Raw genomic sequence first — 14,057 nt, forward strand, 5'->3', positions numbered from 1 at the left:
TGAGCGGTATTACCCGATCGCCCAGTTGCCTTGACGGAAAACCGGCTCGCGGGTGCCGTCCGGCAGCTCGCCGTCGATATCCAGCTCCGCCGAGCCGACCATAAAGTCGACGTGCGTCAGGCTGACGTTCGCGCCCTTGGCCAGCAGTTCCTCCTTGGTCATCTTCGTGCCGTTCTCGATCGTAAACGGATAAGCACTGCCGACCGCGAAATGGCAGGACGCGTTCTCGTCAATGCCGGTATTGTAAAACACGCGGTTCAGGTTCGAAATCGGAGAATGGTGCGGTACGAGCGCCACTTCTCCCAAATATTTCGCCCCTTCGTCTGTCTTCAGCAGGGCATCCAAATATTCCAGCCCGACCTCGGCCGTATAGCTGATCACTTTGCCGCCTTCGAACGTGAGCGAAAACTTGTCAACCAGCCGGCCGTTCAAGTTTAACGGCTTCGTGCTTGTCACCGTTCCGTTCACGCCGGTGCGCAGCGGCATCGTGTACACTTCCTCCGTCGGCATGTTGGCTACGAAGTATACGCCTTGATCGTCCGTCGTCCCGCCGCCGTGCCAAATATGCCCCTCAGGCAGCTCGACCGTCAAGTCGGTACCGGGAGCCCGGTAATGCAGCTTCTTGTACTTTTTCTCGTTGAGCTTCTCCTTGACCTGCTTCAGCCGGCCGATGTGCTCTTTCCAAGCCGCCACGGGATCATCAGCGTCGACCCGGTTCATTTTGAAGATCGTATCCCACATCACCCGGACACGCTCTTCCTCCGGAAGCTCGGGGAACACCTTGGCCGCCCAAGCCTGCGTGGGCGCTTTCACGAGACACCAGCTGAACTTTTTATTGCGCACGTAGCTTTGGAATTTCTCCCTCGCCACGGCCGCCGCTTTGGTCGCCCGCGTCACTTTGTCCGAATCGATGCCCTTGTACAATTCCGGGTCGGGCACCTTGATGTTGATTAATGCCCCGCCGTTCTCCGCCAGCTGCTCCATCATCGCCGGCATCCACTGCGGGTAGTAGTCGAACGACTCGTCGGGCGCATATAAGAACCGGTTTCTCGTCACTTCCTCGTCATCCCATTGAACCTGCACGTATTTCGCTCCCGCTTCGTATGCCTTTTGCACGACTTTACGGGTGAACGGCGCAGCTTCCAGCGGCGATTCGATGTGAAGCACTTGTCCGGGCTGAACATTCGCTCCAACCCGGACGACAAGCTCCGCGTATTTTTCCAGACTTCGGTCAAAAGCTTCCATGTCCCTGTCTCCTGTCCTATCGATTTGTTACCCGTACCATTATACTAGAAGTCGAGAGGCGAACCAAGCGAACTCCCGGGCTCAGACCCGATCAAATCAAAAGAGCCCCTGACCGGTTCCATGAACCGGCCGGGACTCCTTGAGATCCGATGTTAGCCTCCTACACCGTTATCGTGAAAGTACTCCATTTTTACCGGCTCGTTAGCCGGCGGTTGATACGATACGGACAGGCCGTTCAAGAAAATGAACCCCAAAGTCAGAAGCACCATCATTTTTTTCATCAAGCAGACACTCCCTCCAAAATTTTCTCATATTCCTTCTTCTGCTGTTCTGTTGCATGGTCAACATACTTCCAGAACAAAGAAACGCATTTCTCGAACCCCGAATAATAACGCAATTTTTGGGCCAGACCCAAGGCGTGAATCAATTCGTTTAACGCTTGGTGCTTCCCTCCTCTTTTGAAGCTGTAAATGACCTTCTCATACCAAAAGTGGAACAGCTGCGTGCCATTGATGTGATCGCAAATCGTCCCGACGGTCGGGATTCTCTTTTCGAATTTGGCAAGGACCGCGTCAACGGAAAAATGGTACCGGTTCGCGGCTTTCACGACGACCGATAAACTGGGAAGGATTTGATTCGGATATTCGTCCAGATAGGCGGATAATTCGGGCAGTACTTTGAGGTTCCCCGTATTCAATTCGAGGATGAGCCCGTTTCCTTTCCCCCATATCCGGAATTTCTCAACCTCCTTTTTACCGACCTCGTCAAGACCTTGGAACCATGAAAGATCGGAATACTCCTGCACGCAGCGCTTGGCCTCTTCGTATTGTTCCAGTTTGGTTAGAGCCACCCCTTTCATCAGACAGCCTTGACCATAGTACACGACTAAATGCCGTTCCGTTTGCAGCGGCTTATACAGGTCATTATGTATCAGCTTCTCGTAGATCGCAGTTGCCAGCTCTCTGAGTTCATCGGCGTACTGTCCGACTTTGTCCCATCTTTCGAAGGTGTAATAAACGTTGGCCATCTGCAAAAGAGCGTCCAGCCGGACATCCTCCGGCAGATGTTTGTAATGGGTTTCAAAACGAAACACGGCTTCTCTGTTTTCTTCCACCCCGGTTCCGATGAGCGATTGAAACAACCGGAACTGGCTCATGACATACTGCGGGTCCTCTGTATTTCCTTTATCGACAATTTGGCGGTAAAGCGGAATAGCTTCTTTTTTCTTTCCTTGCTCAAACAAGCTCTCCGCTAAGGAAAATTGCTGCGAACAGGTTAGCTTATCGTTCAAGAAACATTGACCCAAGTACAATTCGTAAAGCCAACCGGGGCCGTGACCCAATACGGATGCTATCTTGTCGAGCTGGTCTATGGTGACGGACCGGGGGTAATCCAGCTGCTCAATACGGATTCCTGCAAGTTCGCTGAATTGCGAAGGCGTGAACCCGTGGAGTTGCAACTCATTCTCAACTACCGTTCTCATACTTTGAATGGTCGTTACCATATAAAATTCTCCTCCCTGCCTATATCCATAATAGTACATCGGTCGAAGGGAAGTGTAAATAACCTACTTTATATGTATATTACTGGTTTGTAACCGCTATCACATAAAAAATGAAATGTAGCAAAAATTGCGCTTCGGGATGAGCACTTTTCGCATCGACACGGCTTCGTCCATGTTTTATGATGAGGAAATAATAATCGCGAACAAAGGAAAGAGGTCAGCTTATGGAACACGTCATTGACATTCAGGATGTAACTTGGAAAAACGGCCACAACTATTTGCTGCACAATGTCAGCTGGACCGTGCGTCCCAAAGAGCATTGGGCGCTGCTGGGCCTGAACGGATCGGGAAAAACGACGCTGCTGAACATGATTAACGGCTATCTCTGGCCGACAACAGGGTCGGTGTCCGTGCTCGGCCACCGGTTCGGGGAAGTCGATTTGCGCGAGTTGCGCCGTTCCATCGGCTGGGTCAGCTCCTCGCTGCAGGAGAAGCTGTACGCCACCGATAAAGCCCAGTATGTGGTCATCAGCGGCAAATACGCGACCATCGGCTTATACGAGCGGCTGTCCGACGAAGATCTGGACCGGGCGCAGGCGCTGATGCGCACGCTGGGCTGCACGCATCTGTGGGACCGGGAATTCCGGACCTGCTCGCAGGGAGAGAAGCAGAAGGTGCTGATCGCCCGGGCGCTGATGGCCGACCCGCACTTGCTGATTCTGGACGAGCCCTGCAACGGGCTGGATCTGTTCTCGCGCGAAAAGCTGCTGGACAGCATCCAGGAGCTGAGCTGCCAGGAGCAGTCGCCGACGCTGATTTACGTTACCCACCATACGGAAGAAATCGTTCCTGCCTTCAGCCATACACTGCTGCTGCGCAGAGGCGAGGTGGTCCGCAGCGGCCCCACCGAAAGCATCCTGGAGGCGGATATCTTGACCGAGTTTTTCGAGGCCCCCGTCGAGGTCGAAAAGCACCGTCAGCGTGTGTACGTGCGAGCAGCATACGGCGCGAATCCGCTTGCGTAGCGATATAAGAGAACAAAATGCTTAGCCGATTCGCCTTCAAAGGGGAAACGACTAAGCTTTTTTTGTGCAGCTGATGAAGCGTTCCTGCCGCGCCTCGTTAGTTTGAAGAGGGCTCCGCTGTTTCGGCGATTGGCGGTTCCCCGATCAGCATCTTTTGCTCGAACGGTGCCGTGAGCATCATCAAGGTATAGGAGTAGCCGAAATCTCCACATCTTTCCGAAAAATCCACCAGCTCCTCGGTCGTTGCGGTAACGACCTTCAGCATGTAATTGTACTCCCCGCTAATCCTGTACATGTCCGTGACCTCGGGCGACTGCCTGCAAAATTCGACAAAAGCGGCGCATTTCTTCGTCCGGAACATGACGAAGGCCGTCGTGTTCTTGCCCAGCTTCGGCATGGAGATCGCCGCGCGGTATCCCGTAATCACGCCTTGTTCCTCCAGCTTCCTCACTCTTTCCTTCACGGCCGGCTGCGTCATCCCGATAATCCTCCCCAGCTCCGCCATCGGAATGCGGGAATTTTCGTGCAGCAGGCTTAAGATTTTGTAGTCCACCTGATCCATCCAAATCACCCTTTCAAATATATAAGTAAAAACCGCGAATTAACTTCAATCCTTAAATTGATGGGGATCAAATACCTTGGTTCATGTATGTAAATTATAAAATCATTTTTGTAAAATGTCATTAGTACATCGCTTGTCGCACCCGCGCGGGAATCGGCAAACTAACAAACTAGTATTTTTCATGCAAGGAGTGAAGCGTTTGGCTCGTTATATCGGAATTTATTTGCTTGCTCTAGGGGAATTCATGGTAGGGTCGGCGGAATCGATTGTCACCGGCATCATCGGTATGATCGCTAAGGATACGCAGGTGCCCCTCTCCCTCGCCGGGCAGTTGGTCACGGGCTTCTCTCTTGCGTTTGCCTTCGGCTCGCCGCTGTTGATCGCCTTCACAGCCCGGATGGAGCGAAAAAAGCTGCTCGCGGCAGCTCTTCTCCTCTTTATTGTAGGCAATCTGCTTGCTTTTTTCAGCACAGGCTTTGCGGTGCTAATGGCCTCCCGAATCCTGCTCGGGTTAAGTGGAGGCGTCTACACAGTGGTGGCGCTCGCCGCTGCGGCCAATCTGGCTCCGCCTGAGAAAAAGGGAAGCGCGATCGGAACGATTCTTATGGGCTTTAGCGTCTCGCTCGTTCTGGGGGTCCCTGCAGGCACTATGGCCGGGGACTTGTGGGGTTGGCGCTCGGTATTTCTGATCATTGCCGTGTTTAGCATCATCGCCGCGTGGGCGATTATGGCGTACCTTCCAAAGCTGCCGAAGCAAGAAACCGTCCCGCTACGGACCCAATTGGCCGCCCTCAAGAACAGCCAGGTTGTCACGGCTTTGCTGATTTCGTTCCTGTTCGTGACGGGATACTCGACCGTCTATACGTACATTACGCCTCTCCTGCAATCCGCAGCCGGGATGTCCACGGCACTTGTCAGCACGACGCTGTTGCTCGCAGGGCTCGCCAGTGCCGCGGGATCGCGCATAGGGGGATTTGCTACCGACAAATGGGGGATTCGGCCCACGCTGTATGTGAGCCTGCTTCTGCATGCCGCGATTCTGATCGTTTTTCCCTTCGCGGCCCAGCTTGTTGTCGGTGCGATGCTGGCGACCATGGTGTGGATCGGCGCCGTGCAGACGACGGTGCCTGCCCAGCAGTATTACCTGATCACCTTGTCCCCGCACTCGTCCGAAATTGCCCTGAGCGTCAATACTTCCGTCTTTCAGCTCGGCCTGGCTGTCGGAGCAGGCGCAGGCGGACTGATCGTGGACCGCTATACGGGCGCCCCTCTCGGTTGGGTTGGCGGAGCGACCGTGCTCCTTGGCCTTTTCTTCACATGGCTGTCGTTTTCGTTGGGCAGAACCGCCTCGTCGAAGGCCGTGCTGTCGAAGTAAAGCAAACGAACCGGCTTTTGTGGCAGTTCTCCAACATGGAGGACTGTCTTCGCCGCTTACAGCTTCTCCTGCACGGGGGTGAAGCCTTCCCCGATCACTTCGAACACCTCGTTCACGATGACAAAAGCCTGCCGATCCGTTTCCAAAACAAGCTTCTTTAAACGGCTAACTTCGGAGCGGCTGACGACGCAGTAAACAATTTTCTTATCCGAATCGCTATAGCCGCCTTTGCCGTAAAAAAAGGTGGTTCCTCTTTCCAGTTCCTGATGGATCCGCTCCGATATCAGCTCCGGATACCGGCTCACAACAAACGCCGCTTTCCCTTTCGCCGTCCCTTCAACTACATAATCGATCACACGGGAGCCTATGAATACGGCAACAATCGTATACATAGCCCTTTCCCGGTCCAAATAGATCAGGGAAAGAAGGATCGTCAGGCTGTCGAATAGAAACACACTTCTTCCTATGGGCCATCCCCAAAACTTTTTGAACATCTGGGCAAGAATATCGGTTCCTCCGCTCGTTCCTCCATAACGGAAAACAATACCTAACCCCACTCCCACCGTAGCGCCGGCATATAAGGAAGCTAGGAGCAAGTCGTTCATCGGAAACCGGAACCCTCGGAAGATGTAGACAAACAGCGAAAACATAAGCGTGGCAAAGACCGTGTATACAAACGATTTTCGCCCCAGTACTTTCCATCCGACAAGAAACAAAGGCAGGTTCATCGCAAAATTCGTAAAACCCGTCTCCCAGCCGAACATGTATTTCAGCAAGAGGCTGGCTCCGGTAATGCCGCCCTCGGCCAGCCCGTTTGCCGTATTAAAATAATTGATGCCGAAGCCCATGACTGCCGAGCCGATGCATATCGCAGCACCGTTCTTGAAATGCTCCTTCACTCTGGCCCACCGCCAGATGACCGCAGCGCAGCACCTTTTTTCTTTCTGTTTTTCAAATAGTAGATCAAATAGCACAGCACCACAAACGGAATACCGTAATACAAGGCGACTCGCTGCTCCGGGTCGAAGTACAATCCGATGCAGGAAACAGAGCACAAGACAAAAGCCAAAATCGGAACGAACGGGTACAAGGGAGTACGATACTTGAGGTTACGGATATCCCCCCCGTTCCTCAGGAATTGCCTGCGGAACATAAACTGTGAAGCAACGATGCCCATCCAAACGGCGACGACGGCAAAGCCTGAAATGGCGATAAGCACAACATAGACGGTATCCGCAGCGATGACGCTGGAGAGAAGCGACAGGCAGGCCACCAGCATGCTGATGATCAGCGCGTTCAGCGGTACGCCGCTTTTTGTCGTTTTTCCGAGCCATGGGCTGATCATGTTTTCTTCCGCCAAGGCCCAGAGCATACGCGTCGAAGCATACAACCCCGAATTACCGACCGATAAAAGCGCCGTCAAAATAACAAAATTCATAATATCGGCGGCATAAGGAATACCAATTTTGTCGAACACGAGAACAAAAGGGCTTTCAACAACGCCTGCTTCCTGCCAGGGGACAAGCCCGGCCAATACGAAGATGGCAAGGATAAAGAAGAACATAGTCCGCCACACGACGGTACGAATGGATCTCGGGATCACCTTGTCCGGATTTTCCGTCTCCCCGGCCGTAACTCCGATCAGCTCCGTCCCGGAAAAGGCAAAATTCACGGAAATCATGGTGAACAGCACTGGAAGAAACCCATTCGGGAACAAACCGCCTTGGTCAAACAGATTGCCCAGCATCGGGGCTGCCTGATCTTTCATAGGGATGATCCCAAACATAGCCGCGCCGCCCAGCAGAATAAACAATACAATAACGACAACTTTAAATCCGGCCACCCAAAATTCGGACTCTGCAAAAAATTTGACTGAAAAAGCGTTTAACGCAAACAGTAATACGGCAAACAGAGCGCTCCATATCCAAACGGATACCCCGGGAAACCATCGCTGCATCAGAAGCCCGGCTGCCGTGAATTCGGACCCCACCGTTACCACCCAAGTCAGCCAATAAAGCCAGCCTACGGCAAACCCGGTAGCAGGGCCGATAAATTTGGCGGCATAAGCGGGGAAGGAGCCTGTGACGGGCATCGCTACACTTAACTCGCCAAGACAAAGCATAACCAGGTACATAATAAGTCCGCCGACCAAATAAGCAAGAATGGCTCCTCCGGGGCCCGCTTGATTCAGCGTGTAACCCGTGCTTAAGAATAGCCCCGTTCCTATAACCCCGCCAAGAGAAATCATAAATAAGTGTCTGCTTTTCATCGTTCGTTTCAAACGATTTTGTCTGCTATCGTCCATGCCGCTCATCCTTCTTCTCTCCCTTGTCCAAGTTAGGCCGTTTCCGGGATCGTAGCTTATCCTCTTCCTCGCAAGTAATACCGTATTTTCACCTTTGGGCATGATCTTGATTCCATCTTATAGATAACAGAAATTAAAGCATTTTACTAGCATACAGAATAAAGAAATCGCTTTCAATCTGACATGGCATTTATCGATAAAGAGGTGCACCGTAAAAATGCTTTCTTACGGTGTCAACCGGAAGCAAACAACCTTAGGCTCGGTCATTTCCTGCAGGGCGAATTTGACGCCTTCTCTTCCGATGCCGGATCCCTTTACTCCGCCGAACGGCATCGCATCGATTCTGTAATCCGAGCTGTCGTTGACCATCACCCCGCCGACATCCAGCTTGCGTACGGCGCGGAACACCTTATCGATATCCCGGCTGAAAATCCCGGCTTGCAGTCCGTAATCCACACGGTTCGATTTTTCAATCGCCTCTTCCAGATCGGTCACCTTGAAGATGGAGACAACCGGACCGAATACCTCTTCCTTCACGATCCTGCAATCTTCCGGAACGTCCGTCATCACAGTCGGCTCGTAAAAAGCACCGTTTCGATTCCCCCCGCAGAGCAGTCTGGCTCCGCGTTCGACCGCCTCCCGTACCCACTGCTCCACACGCTTCGCCTCTTTTTCGCTGATCATGGGCCCCATATCCGTCTGCTCGGACTGCTTGGCACCGGTCTTGTACTTCTTGGTTCTTTCCACAAACTTCGAAACAAAGGCGTCGTATACGCCGTCTTGGACATATATCCGCTGCACGCCCAGACAATTTTGTCCCGCCGCCCAGAAAGCTCCGGAGACGTTGGATTCCACGGCATCGTCGAAATTCGCATCATTCAGCACGATAACCGGCGAATTGGACCCCAACTCCATGCTCATTTTTTTCAACCCAGCCTTTTGCATGATCGCCTTCCCAGTGGCCAAACCACCTGTGAAGGAAATCATTCTAACATCCGGGTGCGTTACCAACACATCCCCTATTTCACTCGCATTTCCCGTAATCACGGACAATATTTTTGCCGGCAGTCCGGCATGGTCGAACGCTTCGGCCAACATAAGGGCGCTTAACGGCGTAACCGTCGCCGGTTTCACGATGATGGCGTTGCCTGCCGCTATAGCGGGACCAACTTTATGGGCAACGAGATTCAGCGGATCGTTAAACGGAGTAATGGCGCCGATGATGCCGATAGGAAAACGGTAATAATAGCCCAGCCGGTTTTCGCTGCCGGGCATTTGATCGAACGAAATCGTTTCCCCATTCAAGCGTCTGGCTTCCTCGGCGCTGATTCGCAGCGTTTCCACGCATCTTCTTACTTCCTTGCGCGCCTCCTTGATGGTCTTGCTGCCTTCGGAGGCGATGGTAATCGCGTAGGCTTCGCGTTTTTCATTGATCCAATCGGCAGCCCGGTGCAGAACGGCGATCCGTTCATGAACCGGCATCTCCGAACATATGCGGAATCCTTCCTTCGCCTGTTCGATGGCATATATCATATCCGCTGCGGAAGCCGCAGGCACGGTCGCAATCAAGCGGTTGTCCTGCGGATCGTTTACAGGCAGCGTCTTCTCCCGATGAACCCACTCGCCGGCCAAATACATCTTGTTCTTCTTCGTCATCGTTTCCATGATCATGCTCTGCACCTCATCCTTTGTTTGGTTTTCGAGGACTGCCGGATCGGCTGCTTACAATTGGTTACGGTGAATATTAATTAAATCGATAAGGATGGAAAAGCCAGTCTCCTTGCGTCCGGCTCCCGCTCCCATCAGCGTGATGGGGCCGGCCAAATCGCAATCGTACGTGACGGCGTTAACCGCGCCCCCGACGCCGGCCAGCGGGTCTTCAAGCGGCAGCATTTCCGGGCCTACCTTGGCCGTAATCCGATCGCCGTCCCGGGAGCATCTGGCAATCAGCTTCCAACGCTTTCCTTCGTCTTTGGCCCGCTGAATATCGGCCGGGGTCAGCTTGCTGATGCCTTGAACGGCTACGTCCTCCCGTCTCAGCGGGGCCTTCATGACGATATTGCCCAGAATGGTAATTTTATATTGGGCGTCGTAGCCCTCCACATCGTTCGTCGGATCGGCCTCCGCGTAGCCCAATGTCTGGGCTTCGACCAAAGCCTCCGCATAACTCATTCCCGCTTCCATCCGGGTCAGCATATAGTTGGTTGTTCCGTTGAGAATACCCTTGATTTCATCGATGCGGTTGCCCGCCAATGCAACGACAGGCATGCGAAGCGCAGGCGTGCCGCTCATCACCGTTCCCTCGTAGCCCCAGCGCACTCCATGCCGGAGGGCGAGCTCCGACAATTCCTTGTAGGCGAGCGCGACGGGCCCCTTATTGCTCATAACGACGTGCTTCTTGCATTCGAAGGCGGCGCGGCAGTGGTCAATCGCGGGCTGGCCGGTCTTCACATCCGTAAATGTAAGCTCAACAATGACGTCCGCATTCGTTTCCCGGATCGTCCTGAAGCTGTCCCAGCCCCTGATCAGGCCCGGCTCCTCCGGGTAGGCGTCCAGACTCCCCGTTTCTTTGACCGCCCGAAGAGCTTCCGCTGCTTTCAAACCGCCGGGATGGTAGATTGAGCCCTTCATCTTATCGGAAATCGCCACGACGTTTGCCTCGAATCCCAGATGGTCAGCCAGCTCTTTCCGCCTATCCTCCAAAATTTCCGCCAAGCCTTGTCCTACCACGCCGAAGCCAAGCAGTGCGATATTCAGTGTCATTTCTCGTTCCTCCTTACTTGTTATGAGTGCTTACCGGCAAATTGGCTTCCACATGTGCGAGCGCTTGAGCCAAATCGGCGATCAAATCCTCGGTATCCTCAATGCCGACCGAGATGCGAAGCAGGCCTTCCGAAATGCCAAGCGCTTGGCGTTCTTCCAGAGTGCATTCTACATGGCTTGTCGTTCTCGCTGGCCCGTAGATCGTTTCAACAGCGCCCAGATTGCCTGCCCGATTCGCATATTGCAATTTGTGCAGCAGAAGCTTGATGGCTTCCATGCCTCCCTTTAATACAACGCTTAGAATGCCCCCGTAGCCGTTCATTTGCCGCTTGGCTACGTCATGATGGGGATGCGTCTCGAGCCCCGGGTAGTTCACGGCCTCGATCAGCGGCTGCTGCTGCAAATACCGGGCGATCGCCATCGCGCTTTGCGTCTGCTGCCGTACGCGCAGATGTAGTGTTTTGATCCCTCGGATAATCAGGTAAGCCGCCCATGGGTCCAATGCCGCTCCATTGATTTCCCGGTAGTGGTAGACCTTCTCCATTAGCCCGGCCGCACCGCACACCACGCCGCCCATCGCATCGGCATGGCCGCTTAAATATTTGGTTGCGCTATGAATGACGAGATCGGCCCCAAGCTTCAGCGGATTCTGGCTAATCGGCGTGGCGAACGTATTATCCACCAGAACCAGAGCCCCCACCGCCTTGGCGGCCTTCGCCAGCCGCTCAATGTCCGTAATTTTCAACGTCGGGTTCGTCGGGGATTCCAGGTAAACTACCTGACAGCCCTTGGCGATTTCGGCTTCAAGCTCCGCATAGTCCTCCGTATTGCAGAGCACAGACTGAACATGCATGCGGGGCAGAAACTCCGTAAATATTTTATTAGTGCCCCCGTACGTGTCCTTCACGGATACAACCCGGTCTCCAGGCTTGAGAAAGGTATGCAAAGAGGCGCTGATGGCCGCCATTCCCGAAGAAAAAGCGATGGCCGCTTCGGCCCCTTCCAGCATTCTTATCTTCTCTTCAAACGCTTTCACGGTTGGATTGGACATGCGGTTGTACGTGTAACCCGGTTTGAGACCCAGCGCCACATCGTACCATTCATCCACATCCTGATAATCGTAAGCCACGCTCATAACGACAGGAACTTGCGTCCCTCCGAAAACCCTGAATTCTTTTTCCCCTGCCCATACTGACTTGGTACCCATATGCGCTTTCATCTCGATCCCCTCCTGCATCCGATTCGTTCCGGAGTAATAGTATTCTTGGAATAGTTTTTGTATATAATATATTATATACTGTGATTCAGATCATAACACGTCGTTTTTGCAAAATCAACGTAAAATTTAAGCGCTTACATGATCGTCGCCTGCTTCTTGATTAAACTTTTTTAAAATGCTACTATGATTACAAATTAAAAATATTATATATTGTATATAGACTTATGGCGGAAGGGGTGTTCGGGTATTACGGTTCAGAGATATCAATCGTTGAAAGATCACGTTTACAATTATATAGCCGAAGAAATCCAGAACGGTTCTCTGCTGCCCAATCAAAAAGTAAATGAAGCCATCATTTGCGAAAAGCTCGGCGTAAGCCGTACCCCGGTACGGGAAGCGCTTATTCAGCTGGCCTCGGAAAATCTGTTGGAAAATATTCCGCGCAGAGGCTTTATTGTCAAAGAAATTGATACGAAGAAAAAACTGGATGTGTTTCAGATCGTCGCCGTGCTGGATGCGTTGGCCGCTTCCTTGTCGGTCGACTTTCTCACGGATGAAGATATTGCAAGGATGACCCGATTGACCGATCAGATCGACATTGCCATACAGCAGCACAATTTTTCGGACTATCAGGCTCGCCAAAACGAGTTTCATCAAGTGTATTTATTGAGATGCAACAACAGCTCGTTGATCGACATGCTGAACTCTTTGCAGCACAGCTTTGTCAGGCAGATTTATTTAAGCAACGACAAGGAAAAATTGTTTGCCGTTTTGGCTCAAATGAATGCAGAGCACCGGCAAATTATCCAATACTTTAAAGCAAAGGATGCCCAAGGGGTCGAAGCGTTCATCAAGAATGTTCATTGGAAAATCAATTATACGGATATGATCTAGCTGCTAAACACAGCAGACCTGTACAACAAATCCCCTGGGCGAGGTGCAAGAAATTGAACCCAATAGAGCGCATCCTCAAGGACTTTCCTGTCATCATCCTTGATGGGGCCTTATCAACCGAGCTTGAACGCCATGGCTGCAATATCGACGATCCTTTGTGGTCGGCCAAAATCTTGATGGAGAATCCTGGATTAATAGGAAAAGTACACACCGATTATTTTGAGGCCGGAGCGGATTGCGCCATCACTTCAAGCTACCAGGCCAGCATTGACGGCTTTGTCAAACAGGGCCTCAGCGAAGCCCAGGCGACCGATTTGATTCAAAATTCCGTACGTATTGCGGTACGGGCGCGGGATGCTTTCTGGGATACATGGAAGGACAAATCGGCTAGGCCCAGGCCCCTCGTTGCCGCTTCCGTCGGCCCTTACGGAGCCTATCTGGCGGACGGGTCAGAATATCGGGGCGATTATAGGCTGACGGAACGGGAGCTCATTGAATTTCATCGGCCGCGGGTTAAAGCGCTGGTCGAAGCCGGAGCCGATTTGCTCGCTTGCGAGACGATCCCCAGCCTTCTGGAGGCGAAAGCGATCGTTGCGTTATTGCAAGAGTTTCCGCAAATGTGTGCGTGGATGAGCTTCAGCGCCAAAGACGGAGAGCGTATAAGCAGCGGGGAGCGTATGGACGAATGTGCCGAGTGGCTGGACAAGCAGCGCCAGATTGCGGCCCTGGGCGTTAACTGCACCCCGCCTAAGTATATCCCTTCGCTCATCCATGAAATCGGAAAGAAAACACAGAAACCTATTCTGGTTTACCCGAATTCCGGCGAGCAGTATGCAGCCGGCACGCGCACCTGGCATGGAGCGGCGTCCGAAGAAAGCCTTGGCTGCAGTGCCAAAGCCTGGTACGGTCAAGGAGCCCGATTAATCGGCGGTTGCTGCCGCACCACTCCCGACGATATCCGCTCCATCTTCTCCTGGGCAAGAAATACCGGCTGACGTTGTGCCGGGAGCCGGATCAGCCAGATTGCACCCCGATTGTTAGCCCCCCTAACAATTGGAGGTGCATTTTTTATGATCAAAGGCCGCAGCGCGCTTCGAATAAAAGACAAAAAAAGGCATGAGCTCAGTACAAATACCGAACTCCTGCCTACAGAAGATACTAACCT

At 52.7% G+C, this 14,057-nt stretch carries 13 protein-coding genes; 4 read left to right on the plus strand and 9 right to left on the minus strand.

The features are described from left to right. Positions 1 to 9 precede the first annotated feature (9 nt). The 3 genes from QMG93_RS26285 to QMG93_RS26295 form a co-directional block, all read right to left on the minus strand. Positions 10 to 1,245: an aminopeptidase gene (locus tag QMG93_RS26285; protein WP_281941809.1), complete on the minus strand. Its 1,236-nt coding sequence runs from the start codon at positions 1,243 to 1,245 to the stop codon at positions 10 to 12. A 152-nt stretch (positions 1,246 to 1,397) separates the two neighbouring features. Then, the gene (locus QMG93_RS26290; RefSeq protein ID WP_267904967.1) at positions 1,398 to 1,526 is read right to left on the minus strand and encodes a hypothetical protein; all 129 of its coding nucleotides are present in this window, start codon (positions 1,524 to 1,526) and stop codon (positions 1,398 to 1,400) included. Next, positions 1,526 to 2,749 carry a tetratricopeptide repeat protein gene (locus QMG93_RS26295; RefSeq protein WP_281941814.1) on the minus strand — a complete coding sequence of 408 codons (1,224 nt, stop codon included), beginning with the start codon at positions 2,747 to 2,749 and terminating at the stop codon, positions 1,526 to 1,528. The genes QMG93_RS26290 and QMG93_RS26295 overlap by 1 nt, the downstream gene beginning before the upstream one ends. 224 nt (positions 2,750 to 2,973) lie before the next feature. Between QMG93_RS26295 and QMG93_RS26300 the strand changes: the two genes are divergently transcribed. Beyond that, on the plus strand, positions 2,974 to 3,774 hold the full coding sequence (locus QMG93_RS26300; protein ID WP_281941816.1) for an ABC transporter ATP-binding protein: 801 nt from the start codon (positions 2,974 to 2,976) through the stop codon (positions 3,772 to 3,774). A gap of 97 nt (positions 3,775 to 3,871) precedes the next feature. Here the strand turns inward: QMG93_RS26300 and QMG93_RS26305 are convergent, their stop codons facing one another. Next, positions 3,872 to 4,336: an Lrp/AsnC family transcriptional regulator gene (locus QMG93_RS26305; RefSeq protein WP_281941817.1), complete on the minus strand. Its 465-nt coding sequence runs from the start codon at positions 4,334 to 4,336 to the stop codon at positions 3,872 to 3,874. Positions 4,337 to 4,526: 190 nt separating this feature from the next. On the opposite strand from QMG93_RS26305, the gene QMG93_RS26310 reads away from it, so the two are divergent. Next, positions 4,527 to 5,711 (plus strand): MFS transporter, encoded by a 1,185-nt coding sequence (locus QMG93_RS26310; protein WP_281941819.1) that lies wholly within the window; start codon positions 4,527 to 4,529, stop codon positions 5,709 to 5,711. Between the two features lie 56 nt (positions 5,712 to 5,767). Here the strand turns inward: QMG93_RS26310 and QMG93_RS26315 are convergent, their stop codons facing one another. The 5 genes from QMG93_RS26315 to QMG93_RS26335 form a co-directional block, all read right to left on the minus strand. After that, positions 5,768 to 6,610: a YitT family protein gene (locus tag QMG93_RS26315; protein WP_010496399.1), complete on the minus strand. Its 843-nt coding sequence runs from the start codon at positions 6,608 to 6,610 to the stop codon at positions 5,768 to 5,770. Beyond that, on the minus strand, positions 6,607 to 8,025 hold the full coding sequence (locus QMG93_RS26320) for an amino acid permease (RefSeq protein ID WP_281941822.1): 1,419 nt from the start codon (positions 8,023 to 8,025) through the stop codon (positions 6,607 to 6,609). The genes QMG93_RS26315 and QMG93_RS26320 overlap by 4 nt, the downstream gene beginning before the upstream one ends. Positions 8,026 to 8,241: 216 nt before the next feature. Next, entirely contained in the window at positions 8,242 to 9,687 is a 1,446-nt protein-coding gene (locus QMG93_RS26325) for an aldehyde dehydrogenase family protein (protein ID WP_163859466.1), read from the minus strand. 51 nt (positions 9,688 to 9,738) lie between these two features. Then, on the minus strand, positions 9,739 to 10,779 hold the full coding sequence (locus QMG93_RS26330) for a homoserine dehydrogenase (protein WP_281941825.1): 1,041 nt from the start codon (positions 10,777 to 10,779) through the stop codon (positions 9,739 to 9,741). Between the two features lie 13 nt (positions 10,780 to 10,792). After that, entirely contained in the window at positions 10,793 to 11,998 is a 1,206-nt protein-coding gene (locus QMG93_RS26335; protein WP_281941827.1) for a cystathionine gamma-synthase family protein, read from the minus strand. A 270-nt stretch (positions 11,999 to 12,268) separates the two neighbouring features. Here QMG93_RS26335 and QMG93_RS26340 point away from each other — a divergent pair, with 270 nt between their 5' ends. Together QMG93_RS26340 and mmuM are read left to right on the plus strand one after the other, a co-directional pair. After that, the gene (locus tag QMG93_RS26340) at positions 12,269 to 12,892 is read left to right on the plus strand and encodes a GntR family transcriptional regulator (RefSeq protein WP_281941829.1); all 624 of its coding nucleotides are present in this window, start codon (positions 12,269 to 12,271) and stop codon (positions 12,890 to 12,892) included. A 53-nt stretch (positions 12,893 to 12,945) separates the two neighbouring features. Then, complete coding sequence (mmuM, locus tag QMG93_RS26345; protein WP_216789571.1) at positions 12,946 to 13,887, plus strand: homocysteine S-methyltransferase; 942 nt, start codon at positions 12,946 to 12,948, stop codon at positions 13,885 to 13,887. Positions 13,888 to 14,057 lie beyond the last annotated feature (170 nt).

The organism is Paenibacillus tyrphae (assembly GCF_027925525.1).
GTDB lineage: Bacteria > Bacillota > Bacilli > Paenibacillales > NBRC-103111 > Paenibacillus_G > Paenibacillus_G tyrfis_B.

Bases quoted from the DNA above. Each gene is read 5' to 3' on its own strand.
- QMG93_RS26285 (WP_281941809.1), bottom strand. From the start codon at position 1,245: ATGGAAGCTTTTGACCGAAGTCTGGAAAAATACGCGGAGCTTGTCGTC.
- QMG93_RS26290 (WP_267904967.1), bottom strand. From the start codon at position 1,526: ATGAAAAAAATGATGGTGCTTCTGACTTTGGGGTTCATTTTCTTGAAC.
- QMG93_RS26295 (WP_281941814.1), bottom strand. From the start codon at position 2,749: ATGGTAACGACCATTCAAAGTATGAGAACGGTAGTTGAGAATGAGTTG.
- QMG93_RS26300 (WP_281941816.1), top strand. From the start codon at position 2,974: ATGGAACACGTCATTGACATTCAGGATGTAACTTGGAAAAACGGCCAC.
- QMG93_RS26305 (WP_281941817.1), bottom strand. From the start codon at position 4,336: ATGGATCAGGTGGACTACAAAATCTTAAGCCTGCTGCACGAAAATTCC.
- QMG93_RS26320 (WP_281941822.1), bottom strand. From the start codon at position 8,025: ATGAGCGGCATGGACGATAGCAGACAAAATCGTTTGAAACGAACGATG.
- QMG93_RS26325 (WP_163859466.1), bottom strand. From the start codon at position 9,687: ATGATCATGGAAACGATGACGAAGAAGAACAAGATGTATTTGGCCGGC.
- QMG93_RS26330 (WP_281941825.1), bottom strand. From the start codon at position 10,779: ATGACACTGAATATCGCACTGCTTGGCTTCGGCGTGGTAGGACAAGGC.
- QMG93_RS26335 (WP_281941827.1), bottom strand. From the start codon at position 11,998: ATGAAAGCGCATATGGGTACCAAGTCAGTATGGGCAGGGGAAAAAGAA.